This window comes from Corynebacterium sp. HMSC05H05 (assembly GCF_001807265.1).
In the GTDB taxonomy this organism is placed as follows: Bacteria; Actinomycetota; Actinomycetes; order Mycobacteriales; family Mycobacteriaceae; genus Corynebacterium.
The window spans coordinates 1-20,757 of record NZ_KV788371.1 but is presented as its reverse complement, the minus strand read 5'-3'; the positions used below and the strand labels follow the sequence as shown (position 1 = coordinate 20,757).

The window sequence follows — 20,757 nt, the reverse complement described above, 5'->3', positions numbered from 1 at the left end:
GGGGAGGCCTTCCTAAACATGAATCACAAAAAGACCCCTCTATTGTGGCACTACCACCCGCGGATGTGACCGTTATTCCCACCTTTAAGGGGGAAGCGGGACGCATGCCATACTGATCGGCGTGGCTAACAACAAAAAACCCCGCATCTTCCAGGACGGACGAGACATCGCGATCAACTCCGTGCTCATCGTCGTGCTGATGGTCGTCGCCGTCGGCGCGACCGGGCTGTGCTCGTTCAACCCTGGCGCGCCCGAGCAGGGACCGGTCCAGGAAGTCGACGCGAAGACCTTCCTCAACTTAGAAGCGCGCGGCGTGGACTTCGCTGTGCGCTACCCGGAGATGCCGGAAGGCTGGGTCACCAACTCCGCGCGCCGTTCCATGCTGGGCGGCCAGCCGGCGCCGACGGTCGGCTGGGTCACCCCGGACCGTGGCTTCATCCAGCTCACGCAGACCGGCGCAGACGCGAAGGAAGCGGCAGAAGGCGCGGACGCGAAGCCTCGCAGCCTGGAGCGCACCGAAGACATCGACGGCCGCAGCGTGGAGATCTACACCTCCGACGAGAAGGACGTGCGCGACCTGTGGGTCGTCGACGCGGGCGACGCCCGCCTCGTGCTCACCGGCGCCGGGGAGGCCCGCGAGTTCGAGGAGCTGATCTCTACCGTGCTGGCTACTGCTCCGATTCAGGCTGCTGGCGGGAACTAATCGCTTCTTCGACGCGCTTTGAGGCGCCGTCGAGGAGCACCTCGCACCGCTTCGCCAGCGCCTCGCCGCGCTCCCAGTACTTCAGAGACTCGTCCAGGCTCATTTGGCCTAGCTCGAGGATCTTCACGGTCTCAATGAGCTCGTCGCGGGCCTGCTCGTAGCTCAAGGTGGCCGGGTCCGGCAGCGCGTTGTCGTTGGCCTGGCCGGTGCCGAAAGAGTTCTCAGTCATGTTTTGTGTTCCTAATCTGCTTGCGTGGTGGACATGGAGGCGGCGGTAATGGAGCCGTCGCCAACGCGGATGCGCAGCTGCGATCCGGGCGGGGATTGGTCGATGGAGGTGACAACTTCGGCGTCGGAGCCGTCGCGCGGCAGCACCTGCACCACGGCGTAGCCGCGGGCAAGCGTCGCCGAGGGGCCCAAGGCGGAGACTTGGGCGCGCAGCCCGCGCACGTGCTGTGTTTCGCGCTGCAGCAAGTGGCTCACGTCGCGGCGGATCAGGGCGGTGGCACGCTCGATCTCCTCGCGGCGGCGGTTGATGGCCATCATCGGGTCAGCGAGCGCGGGGCGCGTGCGCACCGAGGCCAGCCCGTCGCGCTCGCGCTGGACCCATCCGCGCAGGGCGGCGGCCATGCGGGCACGTGCTTCGTCGATAAGCAATCGCTCCTGTGCCACATCGGGGACCGCGCGCTTCGCCGCATCGGTCGGGGTGGCGGCGCGCACGTCCGCGACGTTGTCCAGCACCGGGTTGTCCGGCTCGTGGCCGATCGCAGAGATCACAGGAGTGCCAAGCTTAGCGACGGCACGCTGCAGCGCCTCCTCCGAAAAGGGCAGCAGATCCTCCACAGACCCGCCGCCGCGGGCGACGATGATCACGTCCACCTCAGGGTCCGCATCGAGGACACTGAGCGCCTCGATCACCGCGGGCACGGTGGTCGGGCCCTGGACCGGGGTGTTGATGATCTCGAAGCGCACCTCGGGCCAGCGGCCCTGAGCCACGGTGACCACGTCGCGCTCGGCGGCGGAGCCGCGGCCGGTGATCAAACCGACCTTCGTGGGCAGGTAGGGCAGCGGCTTCTTGCGTGCGGGATCGAACAGGCCCTCGGAGGCGAGCTGCTTGCGCAGCGCCTCGATGCGGGCCAAAAGCTCGCCGGCTCCGACGTGCCTGATCTCGGTCACGCGCATGGAAAACGTGCCGCGGCCCGGGTAGAAGGACGGTTTGCCCAGGACGACGACGCGGTCGCCGTCGTTCAGCGGCACCTGCATGCCCGTAAGCAGCGAGGTCTCCGCGGTGAGCTGGACGCTGGCTTGCTCCTGGGTGTCGCGCAGCGTGAGGTAGGAATACCGCCACGTGGGCTTGGTGTTGACCTGGGTGAGCTGCCCCTCGATCCACAGCCAGCCGAGGCGCTCGATCCAGCCCTTCACCGAGGTGTTGAGCTTGGACACCGACCACGGCTGCTCCGGCGAGCTCTTCGAATCTGCCACCGCATGCTCCTTTCCATTTGACTTCTGCCACGTTACCCGGCGAGCCGAGACGGCCCGCCTATTGTTTTTGACGCTGATTAGTTAGGGTTGGTTCCATGACAGAACAGGGTAAAAAAGTCCTCCTCGCATCCCCCCGCGGCTACTGCGCCGGCGTCGACCGCGCCGTGGAGACCGTAGAGAAAGCCCTGGAGAAATACGGTGCCCCCGTCTACGTGCGCAAAGAGATCGTGCACAACAAGTACGTCGTGGAAACGCTGCAGGAACGCGGCGTAGTTTTCGTCGACGAGACCGACCAGGTCCCCGAGGGTGCGCACCTGGTCTTCTCCGCCCACGGTGTCTCCCCGGCGGTGCGCGACTCCGCCAAGAGCCGCAACCTGCTCACCCTCGACGCATCCTGCCCGCTGGTGACCAAGGTGCACAACGAGGCCAAGCGCTTCGCCCGCGACGGCTACCACATCCTGCTCGTCGGCCACGAGGGCCACGAGGAGGTCGAAGGCACCGCAGGTGAGGCTCCGGAGATCACGCACCTTGTCGACGGCGTGGACGGCGTGGACCGCCTGCCCGACTTCCCGGACGACCAGAAGCTGGTGTGGCTTTCCCAGACCACGCTGTCGGTGGACGAGACCATGGTGATCGTGGACAAGCTGCACGAGCGCTACCCGAACCTGGAGAATCCGCCGAGCGACGACATCTGCTACGCCACGCAGAACCGCCAGGCCGCGGTCAAGGAGATCGCTCCGCGCTGTGAGCTAGTCATCGTGGTCGGCTCCCAGAACTCTTCGAACTCCCGCCGCCTGGTCGAGGTGGCGCTGGAGGCGGGTGCGCAGGAGTCGTATCTGGTGGACTACGCCTCCCAGGTCAAGGACGAGTGGTTCGACGGCGTGAACACCGTCGGCGTGACCTCGGGCGCATCGGTGCCGGAGATCCTGGTCAAGGAACTGGTGGAAGAGCTTGAGCGCCGCGGCTACTCGGACGCGGAGGAAGTGACCACCACCGTAGAGACCATCACGTTCTCCCTGCCGCGCGATCTGCGCCTGCCGCGCCGTGAGACTCCGGCGGTGGCGCAGGGGTAAAGCGCAAGGGGAAAGCGCTAGCCTTTGTAAAGGTCCTCGCCGAGCCGGTCCGCAATCGAGGTGGAGCCGGATCGGGGGGACTTTTTCTGTGCGGGCTTCGGGGTCCGCTTCGCGCCGCGCTCCGAATCCGCGCGGCGCAGAAGCTCGTCCACCGACACCGCCTTGGCGCGCTCGCGGGCGCGGCGCCCCTCGGAATTCGTGCGGCGGTTGCTGCGGTTGATCCGGGTGCGCTCGGCGGTCTCGCGGCGCAGCAGCTGCGCGTTGTGGCGCTTGATCAAGCGGATGCGCACAAACGCGATGACGATCGAGCCCAGTGTGACGGCGAACAGCACCGGAAATAGCTCCGTGACCGGGTAGAACACCAGCAGCAGCGCGGCCTTGCCGGAGGAGCCGCCGGCCGCGATCTCGGTGCGCGACATCACCCAGCCAGCGACCACCACCGCGATCACGAACAGGATCGGCGCGCTGGCCACGTTGAGGAACAGCCCCCGCGGGTTGACCAGTGTGGCCACCACAATCACCGCGACGGCGTAGAGGGCCAGAAACGGCCAGCCGATCACCCCGGTGGAAAGCGACAGCAGCACGCCGGTGAACAGCGCGGCGAAGATGATGCCAATGCCGGACCCCGTGGGCAACCCGTGAAACGTTGCGGACGGGGAGGTTGAGTTCCGGTGAGAGACATGCGACACGCCAGACGAGTCTACTCGCCGGTGTGCTCGGCAGCGTGCCGGGCACGCGAAGAGACCGGTTTCAATGCTGGGGCCTCGCCGCGCCGCGACGGCACCTGGGCCTCCTCCAGCTTGCGGGCGGTGACCATCACGCGCGAATCCATCGACGCCAGCGTGGCGTTGTACGCCTCCACCGCCTTGTCCAACGACGAGCCGACCCGGTTGTAGTGCTCCGCCATGGTGGCCAAGCGCTGGTGCAGCTGCCCGCCTAAGCGCTGGATTTCCTTCGCGGCGTCGTTGAGCGATTCTTGGCGCCACCCCAGCGCCACGGTGCGCAGTAGCGCGAACAGGGTGGTGGGGGTGGCGATGACCACGTCGCGGGCGAAGGCGTAGTCCAACAGTTCGGGGTCGATGGAAAGTGCCGCGTCCAGGAACGGGTCCGCCGGCACGAACAACACAACGAAGTCCGGGGTGGGCTGGAACGCTTCGATGTAGGACTTCGCAGACAACGTGTCCACGTGCGCGCGCACCAGGTGGGCGTGGCGGCGCATGAACGCCTGGCGCTCCTCCGGGTCCTCGGTGCCCAGCGCGTCCAGGTATGCCTGGAACGGCACCTTCGCGTCGACGACGATGTTTCTGCCCTGTGTGAGGCGGATGATCATGTCGGGGCGGACGCGGGAGCCGTCGATAAGCATGTGCTCCTGGGTGTCAAAATCGACGTGCTCGAGCATGCCGCCGAGCTCAACTACCCGCTCGAGCTGGATTTCGCCCCAGCGGCCGCGGGTCTGCGGGGAGCGCAGGGCGGTGATGAGCTGGTCGGTGCGGTCGCCCAGGCGTGCCGACGTGCGCCCGATCGCCTGCACCTGGCCCGCAAGCGAGGATGCGGAGACCGCCTGCTGCTTGTCCATCTCGTCGAGCTGTTCGCGCATGTCCTTCAGCGCGCGGGCGACGGGCCGCAGGTCCTGCGGGGGCTGTTGCGGGGTGGCGCGGCGCATCCAGGCGGCGCCGGTGAACACGCCGGCGATGAAGCCCGCGAGCAGGCCGGTGGCGAGGAGCAAGAGCACGGTGGCGGTCGACATAGCTGGCAGTCAACCACACCTGCCAGACACGCTAGCGTTCGGGTTCGCTCATATGTTCGCTTGGGGTGTCTTTGCTGCTGTCGCCCGACTGCCACCCACGCAACCGCTCGAGGCCGCTGTCGCGCAGCTTCCGCAGGCTGGAGGTGCCGAAGCGCTCGGTCTTCTCGTCGGCCTCCTCGTCGGCGACGGGGGCGTTGACCCATTCGCGCTCGCCGCGCCACTCCTGGCGTTTGTGCACGGACTCTGCCTCGACGATCTCCGCGATGACCCGGCCCTCGTCGGTGGTGAATTCGATGTCATCTGCGCCCAGCTCGCCGGCGTTGATGCGCAGCACCTCCAGCAGGTAGCGGTACACCACCGCGACCATCGCGGCGGTCGGCACGGCAAGGAAGCCGCCGACAAGGCCGAACAGCGTGCCACCGACCGTGACCGAAACCAGCACGATCACCGGGTGCAGGTTCATCGCCCGCGACTGCAGCATGGGGGAGAGGACGTTGCCCTCCAGCTGCTGGGTGGCCAGCACGATCGCCAGCACGATCAGCGCCTTGGTGAACCCGAGGGTGACCAGAGCGATCAGCACCGCCAGCGCGCCCGCGACCACGGCGCCGACGATCGGGATGAAGCCCGCCATGAACGTGATCAGCGCGAGCGTGAACGCCATCGGCACGCCCACGATCGCGATACCGGTGCCGATGACGATCGCGTCTACGAGCGAGCACACCGCCTGCGCGCGGATGAACCCGGACAGGGTGTTCCAGGCGCGGGTGAGCAGCTCCGTCAGGTGCAGGCCGGTGCGGCCGCCGGTGGCGGAGCGCAGCCACGGCAGGAAGCGGTGGCCGTCCTTAAGAAAGAAGAAGGTGAGCACGAACAGCACCATCAGCGTCACCGACAGCCCGGCGGCGGTGTTGATGCCGGAGAACACCCCGCCGGCGATCGCGCCCGCCTGGTTCTGGATCCACCGCTGGATCTCGTTGACGCCCTCGTTGAGGTTTTCTGGGTCCATGTTCAGCGGAGGGCCCTGCGCCCATAGCTGAAGGCGCTGAATGCCCTCGAACGCCTGGATGTACAGCAGGCGAGACTGGCCCACGATGTCCGGGGCGATCAACATGCCGATAAATGCCAGCACCCCGAAGAACAACAGCATCGTCAACAGGGCGGCGAGGCCGGAGGGGACCCTTTGGCGTCGTAAAGCAGCTGCGATTGGGGCGAGCACAGTGCACACGATGAGCGCGATGACGACCGGCAACACACCGGCCCAAAACGTGCCGATAAGCTGGCCCACCGCGTACAAAAACACCGCGATGACCAGGATGCGCAGCGTGAACTTCGCCGCGGAAGCGATCCAGTCGTTGAACACAACGTTGCGGTCCACACGGTCTTCGCGCACGGGGGTCTTGATCGGTTCACTCACGCGCACCATTGTGCCCCATTGCAATTTGCTTTGCGACGGCGCACCTCACGGCCCCCTCCGAACCCCGCGCAAGCCTCCGCTAGGATATTGCGACGTGAGCCTTACTCTTGGAATTGTCGGTCTGCCCAACGTTGGCAAGTCCACCCTGTTCAACGCCCTGACGCGCAACGAGGTGCTTGCCGCGAACTACCCGTTCGCCACCATCGAGCCCAACGTCGGCCTGGTGGAGCTGCCGGATCCTCGCCTGGACCGCCTGGCGGAAATCTTCGACTCGGAGCGCGTGCTGCCCGCGACGGTGTCCTTCGTGGACATCGCCGGCATTGTCAAGGGCGCCTCCGAGGGCGAAGGCATGGGCAACGCGTTTCTGGCCAACATCCGCGAGGCGGACGCGATCTGCCAAGTGGTGCGCGCGTTTTCCGACGACAACGTCATCCACGTCGACGGCAAGGTCGACCCGTCCTCGGACATCGAGGTCATCAACACCGAGCTGATCCTCGCCGACCTGCAGACCATTGAAAAGGCCCTGCCGCGCCTGGAAAAGGACGGCCGCAAGGACAAGGACATCGCCACCCAGGCCGAGGAAGCCAAGAAAGCGCAGGCCGTGCTCGAGGACGGCCGCACCCTCTTCGCCGCCTCCAAGGGCGGGGAAGTGGATTTGGCGCTTTTGCACCACCTGCACCTGATGACCGCGAAGCCGTTCCTCTACGTGTTCAACTCCGACGAGGACGTCCTCACCGACGATGCGCGCAAGCAGGAGCTGCGCGACCTGGTCGCCCCCGCCGAGGCTGTCTTCCTGGATGCCCAGACCGAAACCGAGCTTTTGGAGCTTGACGACGAAGACGCCGCCGAGCTGCTTGCCGCCGTCGGCCAGGACGAGCCGGGCCTGCAGACTCTGGCCAAGGCCGGCTTCGACACCCTCGGCCTGCAGACCTACCTCACCGCTGGCCCGAAGGAGGCCCGCGCGTGGACGATCCGCAAGGGCGACACCGCCCCGAAGGCCGCCGGCGTGATCCACTCCGACTTTGAAAAGGGCTTCATCAAGGCCGAGATCGTCGGCTTCGACGACCTGGACGCGGCCGGCTCAATGGCCGAGGCCCGCGCCGCCGGCAAGGTCCGCCAGGAGGGCAAGGACTACGTCATGGTCGACGGCGACGTGGTGGAGTTCAAGTTCAATGTGTAACGCGGAGCGTTAATGACGTTTCGCGTTATTGGGGGGGGTAGGTTGAAGAGCGCTGTCTCTATCTCCGGTTTTCGTTCGGCCTCGGTCCATTCCGCTACCTCGAGTGTAGAATCTGCAAGCGGTATCGGGCCGTTGAACTATTAGGTTCACCCACAGTTCCCGTGCCTGCACGCATCGAGAAGGACCAGGTGGTGAACTCGAATGACTCGTCTGGTCCAACGTGTGTGCGCTCGGCGCGTGGTTTAACTCTTATAAGACTTGCCGGTCACAGCCTCAGCGTTTCGCTCGTGCAGCCCGCAGGCCGTTCAAGATCACGATGACTTCGGCGACTTCGTGAACCAACACGACGGCGGCCAGGCCTAGCACGCCGCTGATCGCAAGCGGCATCAACACGATGATGATGGCCAGAGACAGCACGATGTTCTGGTTGATGATCCTGCTGCCTCGGCGGGCGTGCTGCAGCGCCTGCGGGATCAGCCGGAGGTCGTGGCCGGTGAAGGCGACGTCAGCGGAATCGATCGCGGCGTCAGAGCCGGTCGCTCCCATCGCTATGCCCACCGTCGCGCCCGCTAGTGCCGGCGCGTCGTTGATGCCGTCGCCGATCATCGCCGTCGGCGTCTTGGAGGAGAGTTCGGCTACGATGCTTGCCTTGTCCTCTGGGCGCAGCTCGGCGCGCACGTCGTCGATTCCGGCGATTTCAGCCAGCGCCCGGGCGGTACGAGTGTTGTCGCCGGTGAGCATGCTCACTTCCACATCGTTGGCGCGCAGGGTCTGCACGGCTTCGGGCACCTCGGGCCGCAGCTCGTCGCGGACGCCGATCGCTCCGGCGAGGGTGTCATCGACGGTGACCAGGACGCAGGTCTGGCCTTCGGATTCCATGCGCTCAACGTCTCCCTTCAGTGGCCCGGCGTCGATCCACCGGGGGCTGCCGACCAGCAGGCGTCGGCCTTCGACGGTGCCGCCGATGCCATGTCCGGCTTCCTCGCTGATGTCCAGGGCGGCGGGTGCTTCGGGCTCCGCTGCCGCGATCGCCGCGGCGAGGGGGTGCGTCGATTGCTGCTCAACTGCCGCAGCGAAAGTAAGCACCTGCGCCCGATCGAACCCGTCTGCCGGGACCACGCCGGTAACCTCGGGCTGGTTGCGGGTGAGGGTTCCGGTCTTGTCCACCGCCAGGTGACGGATGCCGCCGAGCCGCTCGAACGCCGCGCCAGACTTGATGACCACGCCGAACTGGCTGGCCGCGCCGATCGCGGCCACGACCGTCAGCGGCACGGAGATTGCCAGCGCGCACGGCGACGCTGCGACCAGAACCACCAACGCACGGGTGATCCACGTCTCGGGGTCGCCCAGCAGCGAGCCGATCACGCCGACTAGCACCGCCAGGATCATCACCCCGGGCACGAGGGGTCGGGCAATCCGGTCGGCGATCCGGGCGCGGTCGCCCTTTTCCGCCTGCGCCTGCTCGACCAGGTCCACGAGTGTGGTCAGCGAGTTGTCCGTTCCAGCTGCGGTCGTCTGGACTTCCAGCACACCGGCGGAGTTGATCGCTCCCGCGGGCACCTCGTCGCCGGGCGCAACCTCCTCCGGAATGGATTCTCCGGTGATCGCTGAGGTGTCAAGGCTGGAGCGCCCAGACCGAATGATGCCGTCCGTGGCGATCCGCTCTCCGGGGCGCACGAGCATCAGCTCGCCAGCCATGAGCTCCTTCGCTGCGACCTCGACCGCCGTGCCGTCGCGCAGCACCGTCGCGGTCTGCGGTACCAACTTCAACAGTGCCCGCAGTCCGCTCTGGGCCCGATCCATCGCCTTATCTTCAAGCGCCTCGGCGATCGAATACAGGAACGCTAGCGCCGCGGCCTCCCCGACGTAACCGAGGATCACCGCGCCGACCGCGCTGATCGTCATCAGCAAACCAATGCCGAGCTTGCGCTTCGTGACAAGGTTCCGGATCGCGCCGGGCGCGAACGTATACGCCCCTAGCAGCAGGCCGACCCAGAACAGTACTGTCGCGGGTGTCGCTAGCCCGGACCAGCCCAGCGCCAGGCCTATGCAGAGGGCTACGCCGGAGAAGATCGGCAGCAGCAACTCGGGATCCTTCAACCATGGCCGATCGAGCTCTTCGACCTCTGTGGTGGGTTCGTGTTCGCATCCACACGCCGAGCTCATGCGTCCGCTCCCTTCTCGCCGCAGCCGGGCACCGAGCATGCAGGGTCGATGCACGGGGCGTTTTCGTCGACAGCCAACGTCGCGTTCACCAGCGCGTTGAGCGCTGCCGCGAGGTGCGGATCGGCGATTTCGTAGCGTGTCTTGCGGCCCTCCGGCTCGGCAACGACGATGCCGCAGTCACGCAGGCAGGTCAGGTGGTTCGAGACGTTCGAGCGGGTCAGGCCCAGGTCGCGCGAAAGCACGGCTGGGTAGCTCGGGCCGTCGAGTAGTGTCATCAGGATTCTGGAGCGCGTCGGATCCGCCATGGCCCGGCCGAGCCGGTTCATGACGTCGAGGCGTGAAGCAATGGTCAGCATGTGCTGAACAATATATCGTGTGCTGAACTATTCAAAATGCGCTGACCTGACAGTTACGCGAAGGTCCTGCGACCTGCAAGAATTAGTCGATGGGATAGCAGATGACTGATCCTTTGTGGTTCGGCTGCCGCCCAACGCGGGAGCGACGTGGGCGGCGAGGTTCTCGAGAAAGTAACTTTGCAACTACATACCGTTGAATTTAAGTACAACGTGTAGCTAAGGGCCTTATTAATAGCGTTTGACAACACGCGCTCCTATTTGCCGTCGTATCTCACGAGACGCTGACGTGGATGGCCGCACCATCGACCTGCAGCCTCAGGACTGTGAAGTCATTGCAAAGCAGCGTGGCTTGCACGTTGGACATAGGACATAACGACGTCGATCAGTCCATTTCCGCGTCAAAGAAGAATGTGGCTCGCCCCAACTACGACGCCATGGTGGCATCCCTCGAACGCGGCGAAATCGACGCGATCATCTGCTGGGACCTCGCTGGACAGTCCGATCGGTCGGACAGAATTACTCCCGCACCCCAGCGTAATCAGGGGTGCACCTTAAAAACATTCGGAGGTGGGGGTAACTCCCCCTCGTTGCCCAGAGACAAAATACGCCAGTGGCGTCTGTATGACGCCCCGAAGGTAGGACAAATTCCAATCCAGAGAGGTCTTGCACTGTTGCGGTGCGGTTGTCTTCTTTCTCACCGTATTGCACCCTGTGAAATTAATTGGATACGATAGAACCATGTTGATTTCAGGTTCCGTTTTCATGCGGCCGCTCACCAACCGCTAAGGCGGTTTTCTCCCTCCCGCGGGTCAAAAACCGCTCCGGTCCTTTAGCCGGGCGGCCATTTGCCATGCCCGGCTCCGTTTCAACTCCACGGAGCACACCTGATGTCTACATACGGATACGGCCGTCACGAACATGGCCAAAATTTTCTCACAGACCAAAAGATCATCAACACCATCGTCGATCTTGTAAAACAAACCACCGGCCCCATCATCGAGATCGGGCCGGGAAGCGGTGCCCTCACTCACCCGATATCCCGCTTGGGGAGGGCAATAACGGCAGTTGAGGTAGACGCAAAACTAGCTGCCAAACTCACAAAAAAGACCGCCTCGGCGTCGGTCGAAGTGGTCCATGATGATTTCCTTAACTTCCCGTTACCCGCCACTCCCTGCGTCATTGTGGGAAACATTCCCTTTCACCTCACCACTGCCATTCTTCGAAAGTTGTTGCATGCGCCGGCATGGACTGACGCTGTACTCCTCATGCAGTGGGAAGTCGCTCGCCGCCGGGCCGGGGTAGGCGCAAGCACGATGATGACGGCTCAGTGGTCCCCATGGTTCACGTTTCACCTTGGTTCCCGAGTACCAAGGTCTGCTTTCCGTCCACAGCCTAACGTTGACGGGGGGATCTTAGTGATCCGCCGGGTGGGTGACCCGAAGATCCCGATAGAGCAACGCAAAGCCTTTCAGGCTATGGTGCACACCGTTTTCACCGCCCGGGGACGCGGGATAGGGGAAATTCTCCGAAGGGCAGGGTTGTTTTCATCACGTTCAGATACACAATCATGGTTGCGCTCGCGAGGAATCGACCCCGCAACCCTACCCCCCAGATTGCGCACCAGCGACTGGATCGATCTCTTTCAGGTGACTGGTTCCTCTCCATCGCACCATCGGCCAATTTCACAATCGGGAAGTAGTCAACGCCCTCCTCAACGCAAAAAACGAGGCCGGCGGCGTTAATCTCCCCGCCACCCAAACCGAAATCCACCAGTAGTAGTGGACGACCAGTGCTGGTCTACCGTGAGCCGGGTTATGACAGTGACGTGTTCTCGTCGGGCACAGTCATAGTTCCCGGCGTTGCCGGCGACAGGGTTCTATACCCAGCAGCGGGGCCGATCAAAATTACCCGCACGGGGAACGACCCTGCTGGTGGTTTCGATTTTGATGGAAGCGAGGAGATTAGCCCCTCGACAACTCCCCGTAGCTGGCGAACAGTAGCTCCTGGCGCTGGCGCTCGTTGGTGAGTTTGCGTGCCACACCGAAAGCTTTATTTACTTCTCGGTCCATTTCGTCGTGAGCCTTGAGCAGAGTTTGGTCCATCGCTAACGGGTTGTAGTGCTCCGCGAGTGACCCCTCGGGGTGCCGCTCGCGGGCCCGCAGTACCAACTGTCCAGCGTCGATGATTCGCTGCTGCGCTTTCTCATCTAGTTCACACGGAGCTGGTCCGAAGGAGTAGCTCCCGGTGTACTCCGAAGAACGGAAAAATGAATAGTGGGGATACATCGACTTCCATTTTCCATTCTCCCGGCTCAGAGTATTGAGGGGGCTGGGACCGGGTCCGTAAACCCTTTATGTTTTCCACGCACAGCGGTTTATAGCGACGATCCCTATAGGTTTTCCGCAGAACCTATATGTATTTCTGTGCACCCCCATGTTGTCCGTTTTAGCGGTATTTCGTTGCTACTTCCGCACTTGCGAATAAAATGGTTATTTATCGCCGACACTCCGTGGAGTTTAAGTTCAACGTGTAGCTCCTGGACAGGGTTACTTTTAGTTGTAATCGCATTTTGGCCCGTAGTCGTTTGAGTGTACTTAAATAGACGCAAGTGCCTCACACTCGGTGCCCACACTCGGCCGAGCCTGCACTAGTCTGCTATGAGTGTCGCCATACGGCATCCCACGTTGAAAGTGATCTCGGAGGTCTGATGTCGCCTAGACCTGGTGGAGAAACAGACAAGCTTGGAAATAGGTACGAGCTCGCGTGGGCTATCCGCCATGCCTTATATTGCATCGTCGACGATAGACGGGCGTTGACTGCGGAAGACATCGACGCCGAGCTAAATCGAGGTTCCGAGTTCACTTACGACGACGGTCTCATTACCGAAGTGCACCAGTTAAAACGACAGAACGGCACTAGTAACAGTTGGACAGTCAAGGCTCTCGCCGATCAGAAGATCTTCGAGGCGGCTGCGGAGCATGTGGCGGCGGGCCGAAGTTACCATTTTGTCTCCCTGGTGCCATGCCGGCCCTTACAAGAATTGTCCGATCGCGCTCGCAAGGCAGATGATCTAACGAGTTTCACCGACTGCTGGCTTACTAAAGAGCTTAGACCGGTCTTTAACCAATTGGCGGCGGCCGAAATCCTGGGCAATCCCCAAGTGGCCTGGAACACACTTCGCGGAATGTGGTTCTTAGTTCAAGATGAACTCGACATCGTCCGCACGAACAGTATGCTTGCTGTGTGCAGTCTGAGGGGAGCTAGCGGCGACCTCATATCTCTTGCTATAGGGGATATCCTTCTCGACAACCTCGGTAAGCGGTTGACTCGAACTGAACTTTTTGCTCTTCTCGCTCAAAGGGGCATCAAGCCACTGGAACCTGGTTCGCATCTGAAGTCGCACCAGCAGGTGTTTAAGATCACGAAAAGCTGGCGTCAGTCCGTTGAACGTGAACTCTTGCAACCACCGATTAAGCGTGCAGAGGCCGCCCACCTAGTGGAGGCGCTTGATAAATATCGGATCGGGCTCGTCGCAGGTACGGCGGGAGGTGGGAAGAGTTCCGTTCTCGAACAAACTGCTGCCGCTCTTGAATCGGCTGGTGCCGAGGTGCTGGCGCTACGATTGGACCGATGTGGTCCGTTCGCGTCGACTGTCGAGTTGGGGCATCAGTTCGGGTTCGAAGTCTCTCCCGCAGCCGCTTTCGCGAGGGCGGCTGACGATCGCGACGCCTTCCTGATTATCGACCAACTCGACGCGGTGAGTCTTGCCTCCGGACGTATGCCGGAGAGTTTCGATGTCGTTATGGATCTCATCGACGAAGCTCTGTCAGTGTGCGGAATCCGTGTTGTTATGGCATGTCGCCAGTTTGACATCGATAATGATCACCGTATCCGCGCATTTGCGTCTCGTACCGACGTAACAACGGTGGAAGTCGGCCGATTGTCGAAGGAGGAAGTCGAAGCGGCAGTGACAAGAATGGGACTCGACCCAGCGCGGTTAAATCCATCACAACTAGCCCTTCTGCAGACGCCGCTGCACCTTGTACTCCTGCAAACGATTTCGACTCAGGCTGACGCGCTGGCCTTCCATTCGCGCGGATCGCTCTTTGAAGCGTTTTGGGAGCGCAAGCGACGAGCAGTGCGTTCGCGGCGAGTGAATGTCAGATTCAACGACGTGGTCAGTCGGATCGCCAACGCTGCAAGCGATCTGCAAGCGCTGTCTGTCCCAATCGAGATTCTGGACGATGAGGACCTTATTGAAGACGCCAACGTCCTCGTTTCAGAACACTTGCTTGCGCAAGACGGCGGTCGCATCGCGTTCTTCCATGAAACGTTTTTCGACTACGCCTTCGCACGTCTGTGGGTGTCACGCGGGGAGTCACTCGTTGACTTCCTTCTCCGTGACGAGCAGGCACTTTTTCGACGTGCCCAGGTTCGCCAGGTCCTGCAACATCTCTACGAGCGAGCGCCGGATCGTTTCCATACCGAGGTCGAATCAGTACTTACCGCTAACGACATCCGATTTCACATAAAGGAGACAGTCCTTGCCGTCGTAGCTAATCTTCTTGCGCCGACGACTGCCGATGCCGAAGTGATGGTCCGAATCGCCGCGGGACATCCGGGCTTTGAAGACCGGCTCTGGCAGCAGTTGAGTAGACCACAGTGGTTCAGGCGTTTCCTTGAGGATGGTCAGATTGCTGCTTGGCTCGATGGCCCGAACGAGGGGATGCGGAATCACGCGTTGAATATGATGGCTAGTGCGGTCAAAGAGCACCCGGTATCGATCGCAAAGCTGTTAGGAGACCGCAAGGCCCAGCCGGAATATCACCGCTGGTTGCGTTGGGTCAGCCGTTTTTCGGATGTCTTTCAGAACCGAGATTTGTTCGATTTGGTGCTCGAAGGAGTTCGCGAAGGCGCCTACGATGGGGCACAGCATGAATTTTGGCTAACGATGCACAACCTGCCTAAGCACGAACCACTTTGGGCGATCGAGTTGTTGCAGGCTCGGCTGATCGATCACGGGGATGCCCTGACGCTTAACGAGGAAGGCAAGGTGACTGTGCTCGGCATGCGAGAGCACAGCGCCGCCGAACTCGTTAGGTATACCGCACATGCTGAACCGTTGGCATTCGTGCTGGTCACGGTGCCGTATCTCCGACGAGTCATGGCGAGGACCGCGATCGAGCCTGGCGTCGACGGCCTGATTCGCGATCTGCACTTCAGCTTTCGCATCAAGGACGATGACCTCGGCAGCTACCGGCTTGATGGCATCCTGCTGGCGGCGTCGGTCCGAGCGCTGGAGAGTGTGGCAAAGAGCGCCCCTGAGGAGATCCGGTTCCTTCTCGAGGAACTGGCTTCCGATCCCTACGACGGATCGCAATTCTTGCTCTACCGAGCATTGTCAGCGAGCGCAGAGCATTTTGCCGGGTGGGCGGCGAGTCTCTTGCTCGAAGGCGGACGTCGTCTCCGTTGCGGCTATATCTCCGATTCCCTATGGGTTGCGCGGGAGCTTGTCCTGGCGATTGCACCACACGTGTCCGACGAAATTCACCAGCGGCTCGAGAAGTTGTTTCGAGATATGCCCTGCGAGTGGGGGAGTAACTGCGGCTCGGGACGTTCGGCTTTCACGTTTCTATCCGCCCTGGAAGAAGCGCGGCTTACTACGGTCGGTCAACGACTCCTCGGGGAATATCGACGGAAGTTTGGGGAGGACGCCCCCGCAGAGCCACAGGGAATTACCGGTGGTTCCATCGGTTCGCCGATCGCCCTTGGTGCCGCAAAGAAAATGAGCGATTCACAATGGCTGAGGGCTATGTCAAAGTATGACACTGACAAGACGAATTGGGCGACCTTCACCGGCGGAGCCCATGAATTGTCCGGAGTGCTGGGCAATCAAGTAGCCGCAAACCCCGAGCGCTTCGCTAGGCTGGCGCTGCGGCTGTCCCCAGAGTTCAATGCGGCTTACTCCGGTGCGATGCTTAGGGGCTTTGGCGAGGCCGATGCGAGCGATAGCACCGCGCCGCTGATCTTCGACGCTGTCCGTCACATTGCTTCGCTGGGACAGGCAGAAAATGATCGATGGCTCGGGATGGCGCTACAAAAATACTACCGCGAAGTGCCGCTTGACCTGGTCGAACTGATTAGAGACAGCGCTGTGCACGCGCTGGATCCGGCCGATTGTTCTCCCGTGATCGTTCGGGATGGAACGGACGCACCAAGTGCCGTGGATATGCAATTGAACGGCATCAACACGGCACGAGGGAGTTTGGCCGAAGCTCTCGGCGATCTTTTGGTCACCGACAGTGACGGCGAGAGAACTGCACTGGTCGCGCCATATCTCAACGCGATGGCCGGCGATCCGGTACTCAGTGTCCGTTCGTGCGTTGCCTACACCCTCTCCGCCGCGCTACGGCATGCTCGCCCAGAGGTCATGAGGGCGTTCTCAACCCTGATCGATACTGACGATCGTCTCCTCGCCGCCGGATCTGTTCAGCATTTGATGGTCTACATCGGCAACGTGAATCCCGAGGTTATAGATCCGGTAATTCAGCGCATGTTGGCATCGGATGATGCCGAAGTCCGTGAGGCTGGTGGCGCTGTCGCGGCGTTCGCGGCGATGGAATGGGACCGTCCCGATCTTATGAAACAAGCGCTGTCGGGAGACTTTCACGCCCGAAAGGGCATCGCTGAAACCTGTGTTCAGTGTGTCGATCGCACTTCGAATGTCGAACTGGCCACGGCGACCCTAACCCGGCTTATGAACGACGAGGCGGATGGGGTGCGTAAGGAAGCGGCTACTGTGGCGCTTCACCTCCGCGAGCAACCGCTCCAGCCATTCGTTAAACTACTCGCGGCTTTGATCGACTCGCCGGCTTACGAACACGCCACGCCCCAGTTGCTGGTCACGCTACAGTACGCGCCGGATAAGGTCGATGAACTGGTCTTGAGAGCTGCAAAACGGTTTGTCGATGTCTTCGGGCACGATGCCGCGGACATTCGCACCGGCGCAGCGGGAGATGCGCATTACATCAGTGAACTGGTGGTGCGTGGGCTAGCGCAGTGCCGGGATCGTACCCACCGAGCGGAGTTGCTCGACGTTTTGGACTCTCTCTTAGAGCTTGGCGCGTACGGCATCAGTGAGGCCATAACGGATTCAGAGCGGTTATAACCGATAGCGCTCGAAAGGGCCGCGGGTTTCATTGGAGCCAATGTCTCCTGGCGGGAGAGGTTGATCCGATTCGTAACGTGGTGGAATTCAAGTTCAACGTGTAGGTCAACCGAATAAGAAGCTCCGGCAGATGGTGGGGTATTCCTGAACTGACATCTTAATCTAGCTTGGATGTGCTGGGATTAAGACTAGTCACGTGTGAGAAGGTTTCATGTACAACTAGTGACATGAACTTTTTATTGCTCGGTGGTACCGGTTTCCTTGGAGGGCACATTGCGGCTGTAGCAGTCGACCGAGGACATCAAGTTACTTGCCTTGCACGGGGTAACGGGAAGGTTCCCAACGGAGCTGAGTTTGTGAGTTCGGACCGTGACCGTGACGGTGCGTACGATGAGGTTGCGAGGAAAACTTGGGACACCATTGTGGATCTGACGAGTCAGCCGAAGCATGCGCGGGATGCGGCGGCGAAACTCGAGGCCAAGCATCGTATATTTGTGTCTTCGAGCAGCGTATATGAGGATCAGGGAAGTATTTCTTCCGAGTCTGATTCCGTAGTCGCTCCGCTTGAAATTGACTACATGGAGAACATGGGGCAGTACCCAGCCGCAAAGTCTGCTTGCGAAACGATTTATCGCAGCACAAATCGGCCAGTAATGGTAGTTCGACCCGGTCTGATCGCTGGCTACGGCGACGAAACAGGGCGCAGTGGTTACTATCCGTGGCGCTTCGCGCATCCCACGGGTGAGAACGTGATCGTCCCAGACCCGGCGTTTCCCGTCGCTATGATTGATGTGAAAGACCTTGCAGGCTGGATAGTTGAGTCTGCAGAAGTTGGGATTTTCGGAACCTTTAATGCTACGGGGTTTGCTACTTCCTTGTCCGATGTGTTTGAGATTTCGCGTGAGTTAACCGCATCGAGGGCTACGACGCGACCCTGCTCTGATGAACTGCTTCTCGCTAATGATGTAACCCCGTGGATGGGGCCAAAATCGTTGCCGTTGTGGGTACCAGGTGACCAGTTTCGCAACATCGCGCTACTCGATTGCGCCGCAGCCTACGAAGCGGGCCTGCGGATTCGCCCGTTGAAAGAAACATTGGCGGATGCGCTGCGATTCGAAGAAGAACAGCAGGGTGAAAGACTCGCTGGGCTCAGCGATGAAGAGGAAGTCGAGCTTCGCCAGCGGTTAGAAGACGGTATTTAGTTTCGGTAGGAACAGTTTTAGTTGCAGTCGGAACCGTGCTGAGTTGATTTTCGTTCCGCGACTGACCGGGAGAATGAGTCCGAATCTGGCTTGAGGGCAACTTCGGCGGTGCCAGCTCTTCGTGACGGGGAGCGATCTGGCCTTCGGAGGTCGCCCTTCCGAGCAGAAAACGCCGTGCGGCACACTTTTCAGGTTTCTCGAATCGCTTGCAACTGAGTGAGGTAGCCTTCTTTCGCCTCTCCGTGGAGTTCTGTTTCGCCATATAGCCTCTGGCGTATCTGAAAGGTCGCGAGCAGACCTATTGCAGCAACCCGTGACACTGCGCGGCGGCTAAGCTGGTCGAGCGAACGGATAGGGTGAGCGTGGGAAGGATCTTCGACATGAGTCTGAAAGATGAACTGGATGCGTATGTCCAGAAGACTCTCGACGAGCAGTGGGAACGCCGCGCAGGCCAGAAGGTGCCCGACACCGATGACCTTCCACTGAAGAACCTTGCCGTCGAGATCGACGCAACTGTCCTCTACGCGGATCTAGCGTCGTCGACGAGGATGGTCGAGGTGCACAAAGACTGGTTCGCTGCGGAGGTCTACAAGAGCTATCTCTACTGTGCAGCGAAGATCATTCGTGCGCGGGGCGGTATCATCACGGCCTACGACGGGGACCGTGTCATGGGTGTGTTCATCGGGAACTCGAAGAACTCCGCGGCCGCGAAGTGCGGGCTCCAGATCAACTGGACATCGAAGAAAATGGTGGCAGCGAAGATCGCTGAGAAGTACCCGAAGAGCTCCTTCGTGCTCAAGCAGCGGGTCGGAATCGATACTTCGAAACTTTTCGTCGCCCGGACAGGCATCCGAGGCAGCAATGACTTGGTGTGGGTTGGGAACGCAGCAAACAATGCGGCGAAGTTGGCCGCGCTCGCTCCTCGCTACCCGACCTACATCACCGCCGACGTCTACAACAAGCTGAATGAGACCTCAAAGCTAGGAGGTGATCCGAAGCGGAACATGTGGACTGACCTGGGAACCTCCGACATGGGCTATCAGATCTACGGGTCGACGTTCTTGTGGTCGGTCTGACGTTGGATGTCATCTGAGGGAGCTGATCCACTCGTCCATCTGCGGGATGATGGGATCTCCCTGGTACACGGTTCCGATACCGGACGTCCACTGCGGTCGGAGTAGACCTTGGTTGTTCTCGTTCAGGTTCGAGTAGAAGACGTCCCCGACGACGATCGGGCTTGATCCCCAACCGCGCCCCGCCAGGTGCGCTAGATGGGCTGCTCTGTTGACGACGTCGCCCATGTACACGACGTCATTGATGGTGCTGCCGCTGAACCCCGCCTTGATCATGAGGACCCGCCCGTACTCCACGCCTATGCCGATGCTGAGCTGGGTGACTCCTGCCTTCTCGTAGTGGTGGTTGAGGAGGTTCAGGAGAGTATTGGCCTGCGCTGCGGTAGCGAACACATCGTCGATGTGGTTGACCTGCGTCGTCTTGTAGGAGGCCCATACGCAGTCCCCGACGATATTCACCTCGCGCACATAGTAGTTGGAATTTAGGACTGCGACCATTTCCGAGATGAATGACCGGTAGATCTTCGCAAGAACGGGCCTCTTGTGCTTCGACGTCAGGCCGGACGAGTCTCGGATGTCAATGAAGATCGCCGAGCACATGCCGTAGAAGCCGTTAGAGAACGTGAGCTTGTCTCGGTCAGGGAGCCCGTCTACCTCCTCATACGCCCCCGCCGGCTGATCCAGGATCGCTTTGATCCGGGCCGAGCTAGCCGTCCAGTCATATGGTTTGTAGTTGCCGTCCATTTGCGTCCTAGCTGTTCGTGACGCCGACAAAGAAGGCAAGGGCTGCGATTGCGGCTCCTGCAGCGAGGGCACACCGGATGGCCCACTTTGCGGCGGATGCTTTTACTGTGGCAATCCGAGCATTGACATGGATCTGGTCAGCGAGATCTTTTGTCAGCTCAACAGGTTCAGAGGTCAGTGTATGGAGCACCTCACTGTGCTTTTGTCTCTTGCCCCTGAAATTTCGATCGATGCTACCAAAAAAGAGCCTGTTGATCGCATCCCGATCTGCATCCTTGTCCTTCACTCTTGGTGTCAGTGTCCATCCGCAAAATGCGCCAGTCAGGAGAAGCGACAAGCAGGCAATGAATACGAGAGCGTCGAACAGCGCAGTCCGAGGAGTAAAATCCTTTGCGAGGTTGTATGTCATTGTTGCCATCTGTTTAGAAGATCGAAATGGTAGCGGTGTGGTG

The 20,757-nt window shown here is 61.1% G+C and carries 18 protein-coding genes; 8 read left to right on the top strand and 10 right to left on the bottom strand.

Annotation, left to right across the window (positions count from 1 at the left end; genetic code table 11):
• Positions 1-121: 121 nt before the first annotated feature.
• Entirely contained in the window at positions 122-703 is a 582-nt protein-coding gene (locus HMPREF3151_RS01410; protein WP_070472587.1) for a DUF4245 domain-containing protein, read from the top strand.
• Here the strand turns inward: HMPREF3151_RS01410 and HMPREF3151_RS01405 are convergent.
• Together HMPREF3151_RS01405 and xseA are read right to left on the bottom strand one after the other, a co-directional pair.
• Positions 669-932, bottom strand: a complete 264-nt coding sequence (locus HMPREF3151_RS01405; protein ID WP_070472585.1) for an exodeoxyribonuclease VII small subunit — start codon at positions 930-932, stop codon at positions 669-671. The genes HMPREF3151_RS01410 and HMPREF3151_RS01405 overlap by 35 nt on opposite strands.
• A gap of 11 nt (positions 933-943) precedes the next feature.
• Positions 944-2,185: an exodeoxyribonuclease VII large subunit gene (gene xseA, locus HMPREF3151_RS01400; protein WP_070472582.1), complete on the bottom strand. Its 1,242-nt coding sequence runs from the start codon at positions 2,183-2,185 to the stop codon at positions 944-946.
• A 95-nt stretch (positions 2,186-2,280) separates the two neighbouring features.
• Here xseA and HMPREF3151_RS01395 point away from each other — a divergent pair, with 95 nt between their 5' ends.
• On the top strand, positions 2,281-3,258 hold the full coding sequence (locus HMPREF3151_RS01395; RefSeq protein WP_070472579.1) for a 4-hydroxy-3-methylbut-2-enyl diphosphate reductase: 978 nt from the start codon (positions 2,281-2,283) through the stop codon (positions 3,256-3,258).
• 17 nt (positions 3,259-3,275) lie between these two features.
• Here HMPREF3151_RS01395 and HMPREF3151_RS01390 read toward each other — a convergent pair whose 3' ends face one another.
• Genes HMPREF3151_RS01390 through HMPREF3151_RS01380 form a run of 3 tightly spaced genes read right to left on the bottom strand, consistent with a single transcriptional unit; the run spans position 3,276 to position 6,416 of the window.
• Entirely contained in the window at positions 3,276-3,947 is a 672-nt protein-coding gene (locus HMPREF3151_RS01390; protein ID WP_210383701.1) for a DUF6542 domain-containing protein, read from the bottom strand.
• Between the two features lie 11 nt (positions 3,948-3,958).
• Complete coding sequence (locus tag HMPREF3151_RS01385) at positions 3,959-5,005, bottom strand: DNA recombination protein RmuC (protein WP_070472573.1); 1,047 nt, start codon at positions 5,003-5,005, stop codon at positions 3,959-3,961.
• A 31-nt stretch (positions 5,006-5,036) separates the two neighbouring features.
• A complete protein-coding gene (locus HMPREF3151_RS01380; protein ID WP_246815169.1) occupies positions 5,037-6,416 on the bottom strand; it encodes an AI-2E family transporter in 1,380 nt (459 codons plus the stop codon).
• Between the two features lie 94 nt (positions 6,417-6,510).
• On the opposite strand from HMPREF3151_RS01380, the gene ychF reads away from it, so the two are divergent.
• On the top strand, positions 6,511-7,596 hold the full coding sequence (ychF, locus tag HMPREF3151_RS01375) for a redox-regulated ATPase YchF (RefSeq protein ID WP_070472568.1): 1,086 nt from the start codon (positions 6,511-6,513) through the stop codon (positions 7,594-7,596).
• 273 nt (positions 7,597-7,869) lie between these two features.
• Here the strand turns inward: ychF and HMPREF3151_RS01370 are convergent, their stop codons facing one another.
• Both HMPREF3151_RS01370 and HMPREF3151_RS01365 read right to left on the bottom strand, forming a co-directional pair.
• Complete coding sequence (locus HMPREF3151_RS01370) at positions 7,870-9,762, bottom strand: heavy metal translocating P-type ATPase (protein ID WP_070472565.1); 1,893 nt, start codon at positions 9,760-9,762, stop codon at positions 7,870-7,872.
• Positions 9,759-10,118 (bottom strand): Cd(II)/Pb(II)-sensing metalloregulatory transcriptional regulator CmtR, encoded by a 360-nt coding sequence (locus tag HMPREF3151_RS01365; RefSeq protein WP_034509295.1) that lies wholly within the window; start codon positions 10,116-10,118, stop codon positions 9,759-9,761. The genes HMPREF3151_RS01370 and HMPREF3151_RS01365 overlap by 4 nt, the downstream gene beginning before the upstream one ends.
• A gap of 290 nt (positions 10,119-10,408) precedes the next feature.
• On the opposite strand from HMPREF3151_RS01365, the gene HMPREF3151_RS12160 reads away from it, so the two are divergent.
• Together HMPREF3151_RS12160 and erm are read left to right on the top strand one after the other, a co-directional pair.
• Complete coding sequence (locus tag HMPREF3151_RS12160; protein WP_223845690.1) at positions 10,409-10,852, top strand: recombinase family protein; 444 nt, start codon at positions 10,409-10,411, stop codon at positions 10,850-10,852.
• Positions 10,853-11,005: 153 nt separating this feature from the next.
• Entirely contained in the window at positions 11,006-11,860 is an 855-nt protein-coding gene (gene erm / locus HMPREF3151_RS01360) for a 23S ribosomal RNA methyltransferase Erm (protein WP_070429178.1), read from the top strand.
• Positions 11,861-12,079: 219 nt separating this feature from the next.
• Here the strand turns inward: erm and HMPREF3151_RS12255 are convergent, their stop codons facing one another.
• Entirely contained in the window at positions 12,080-12,403 is a 324-nt protein-coding gene (locus tag HMPREF3151_RS12255) for a type IIL restriction-modification enzyme MmeI (RefSeq protein ID WP_049189366.1), read from the bottom strand.
• A 527-nt stretch (positions 12,404-12,930) separates the two neighbouring features.
• Between HMPREF3151_RS12255 and HMPREF3151_RS01350 the strand changes: the two genes are divergently transcribed.
• The 3 genes from HMPREF3151_RS01350 to HMPREF3151_RS01340 all read left to right on the top strand — a co-directional run bounded on the left by HMPREF3151_RS01350 (position 12,931) and on the right by HMPREF3151_RS01340 (position 19,564).
• Positions 12,931-17,286: an nSTAND1 domain-containing NTPase gene (locus HMPREF3151_RS01350; protein ID WP_210383700.1), complete on the top strand. Its 4,356-nt coding sequence runs from the start codon at positions 12,931-12,933 to the stop codon at positions 17,284-17,286.
• A 227-nt stretch (positions 17,287-17,513) separates the two neighbouring features.
• Positions 17,514-18,488, top strand: coding sequence for an NAD-dependent epimerase/dehydratase family protein (locus HMPREF3151_RS01345; RefSeq protein WP_070472559.1), 975 nt, complete (start codon positions 17,514-17,516; stop codon positions 18,486-18,488).
• Positions 18,489-18,868: 380 nt separating this feature from the next.
• Positions 18,869-19,564, top strand: a complete 696-nt coding sequence (locus tag HMPREF3151_RS01340; RefSeq protein ID WP_070472557.1) for an adenylate/guanylate cyclase domain-containing protein — start codon at positions 18,869-18,871, stop codon at positions 19,562-19,564.
• Positions 19,565-19,573: 9 nt separating this feature from the next.
• On the opposite strand, the gene HMPREF3151_RS01335 is transcribed toward HMPREF3151_RS01340, so the two are convergent.
• Positions 19,574-20,305 carry an adenylate/guanylate cyclase domain-containing protein gene (locus HMPREF3151_RS01335; RefSeq protein ID WP_070472554.1) on the bottom strand — a complete coding sequence of 244 codons (732 nt, stop codon included), beginning with the start codon at positions 20,303-20,305 and terminating at the stop codon, positions 19,574-19,576.
• Between the two features lie 7 nt (positions 20,306-20,312).
• On the bottom strand, positions 20,313-20,757 hold a 445-nt coding region (locus HMPREF3151_RS01330), incomplete at its 5' end, for a Pycsar system effector family protein (protein WP_210383699.1).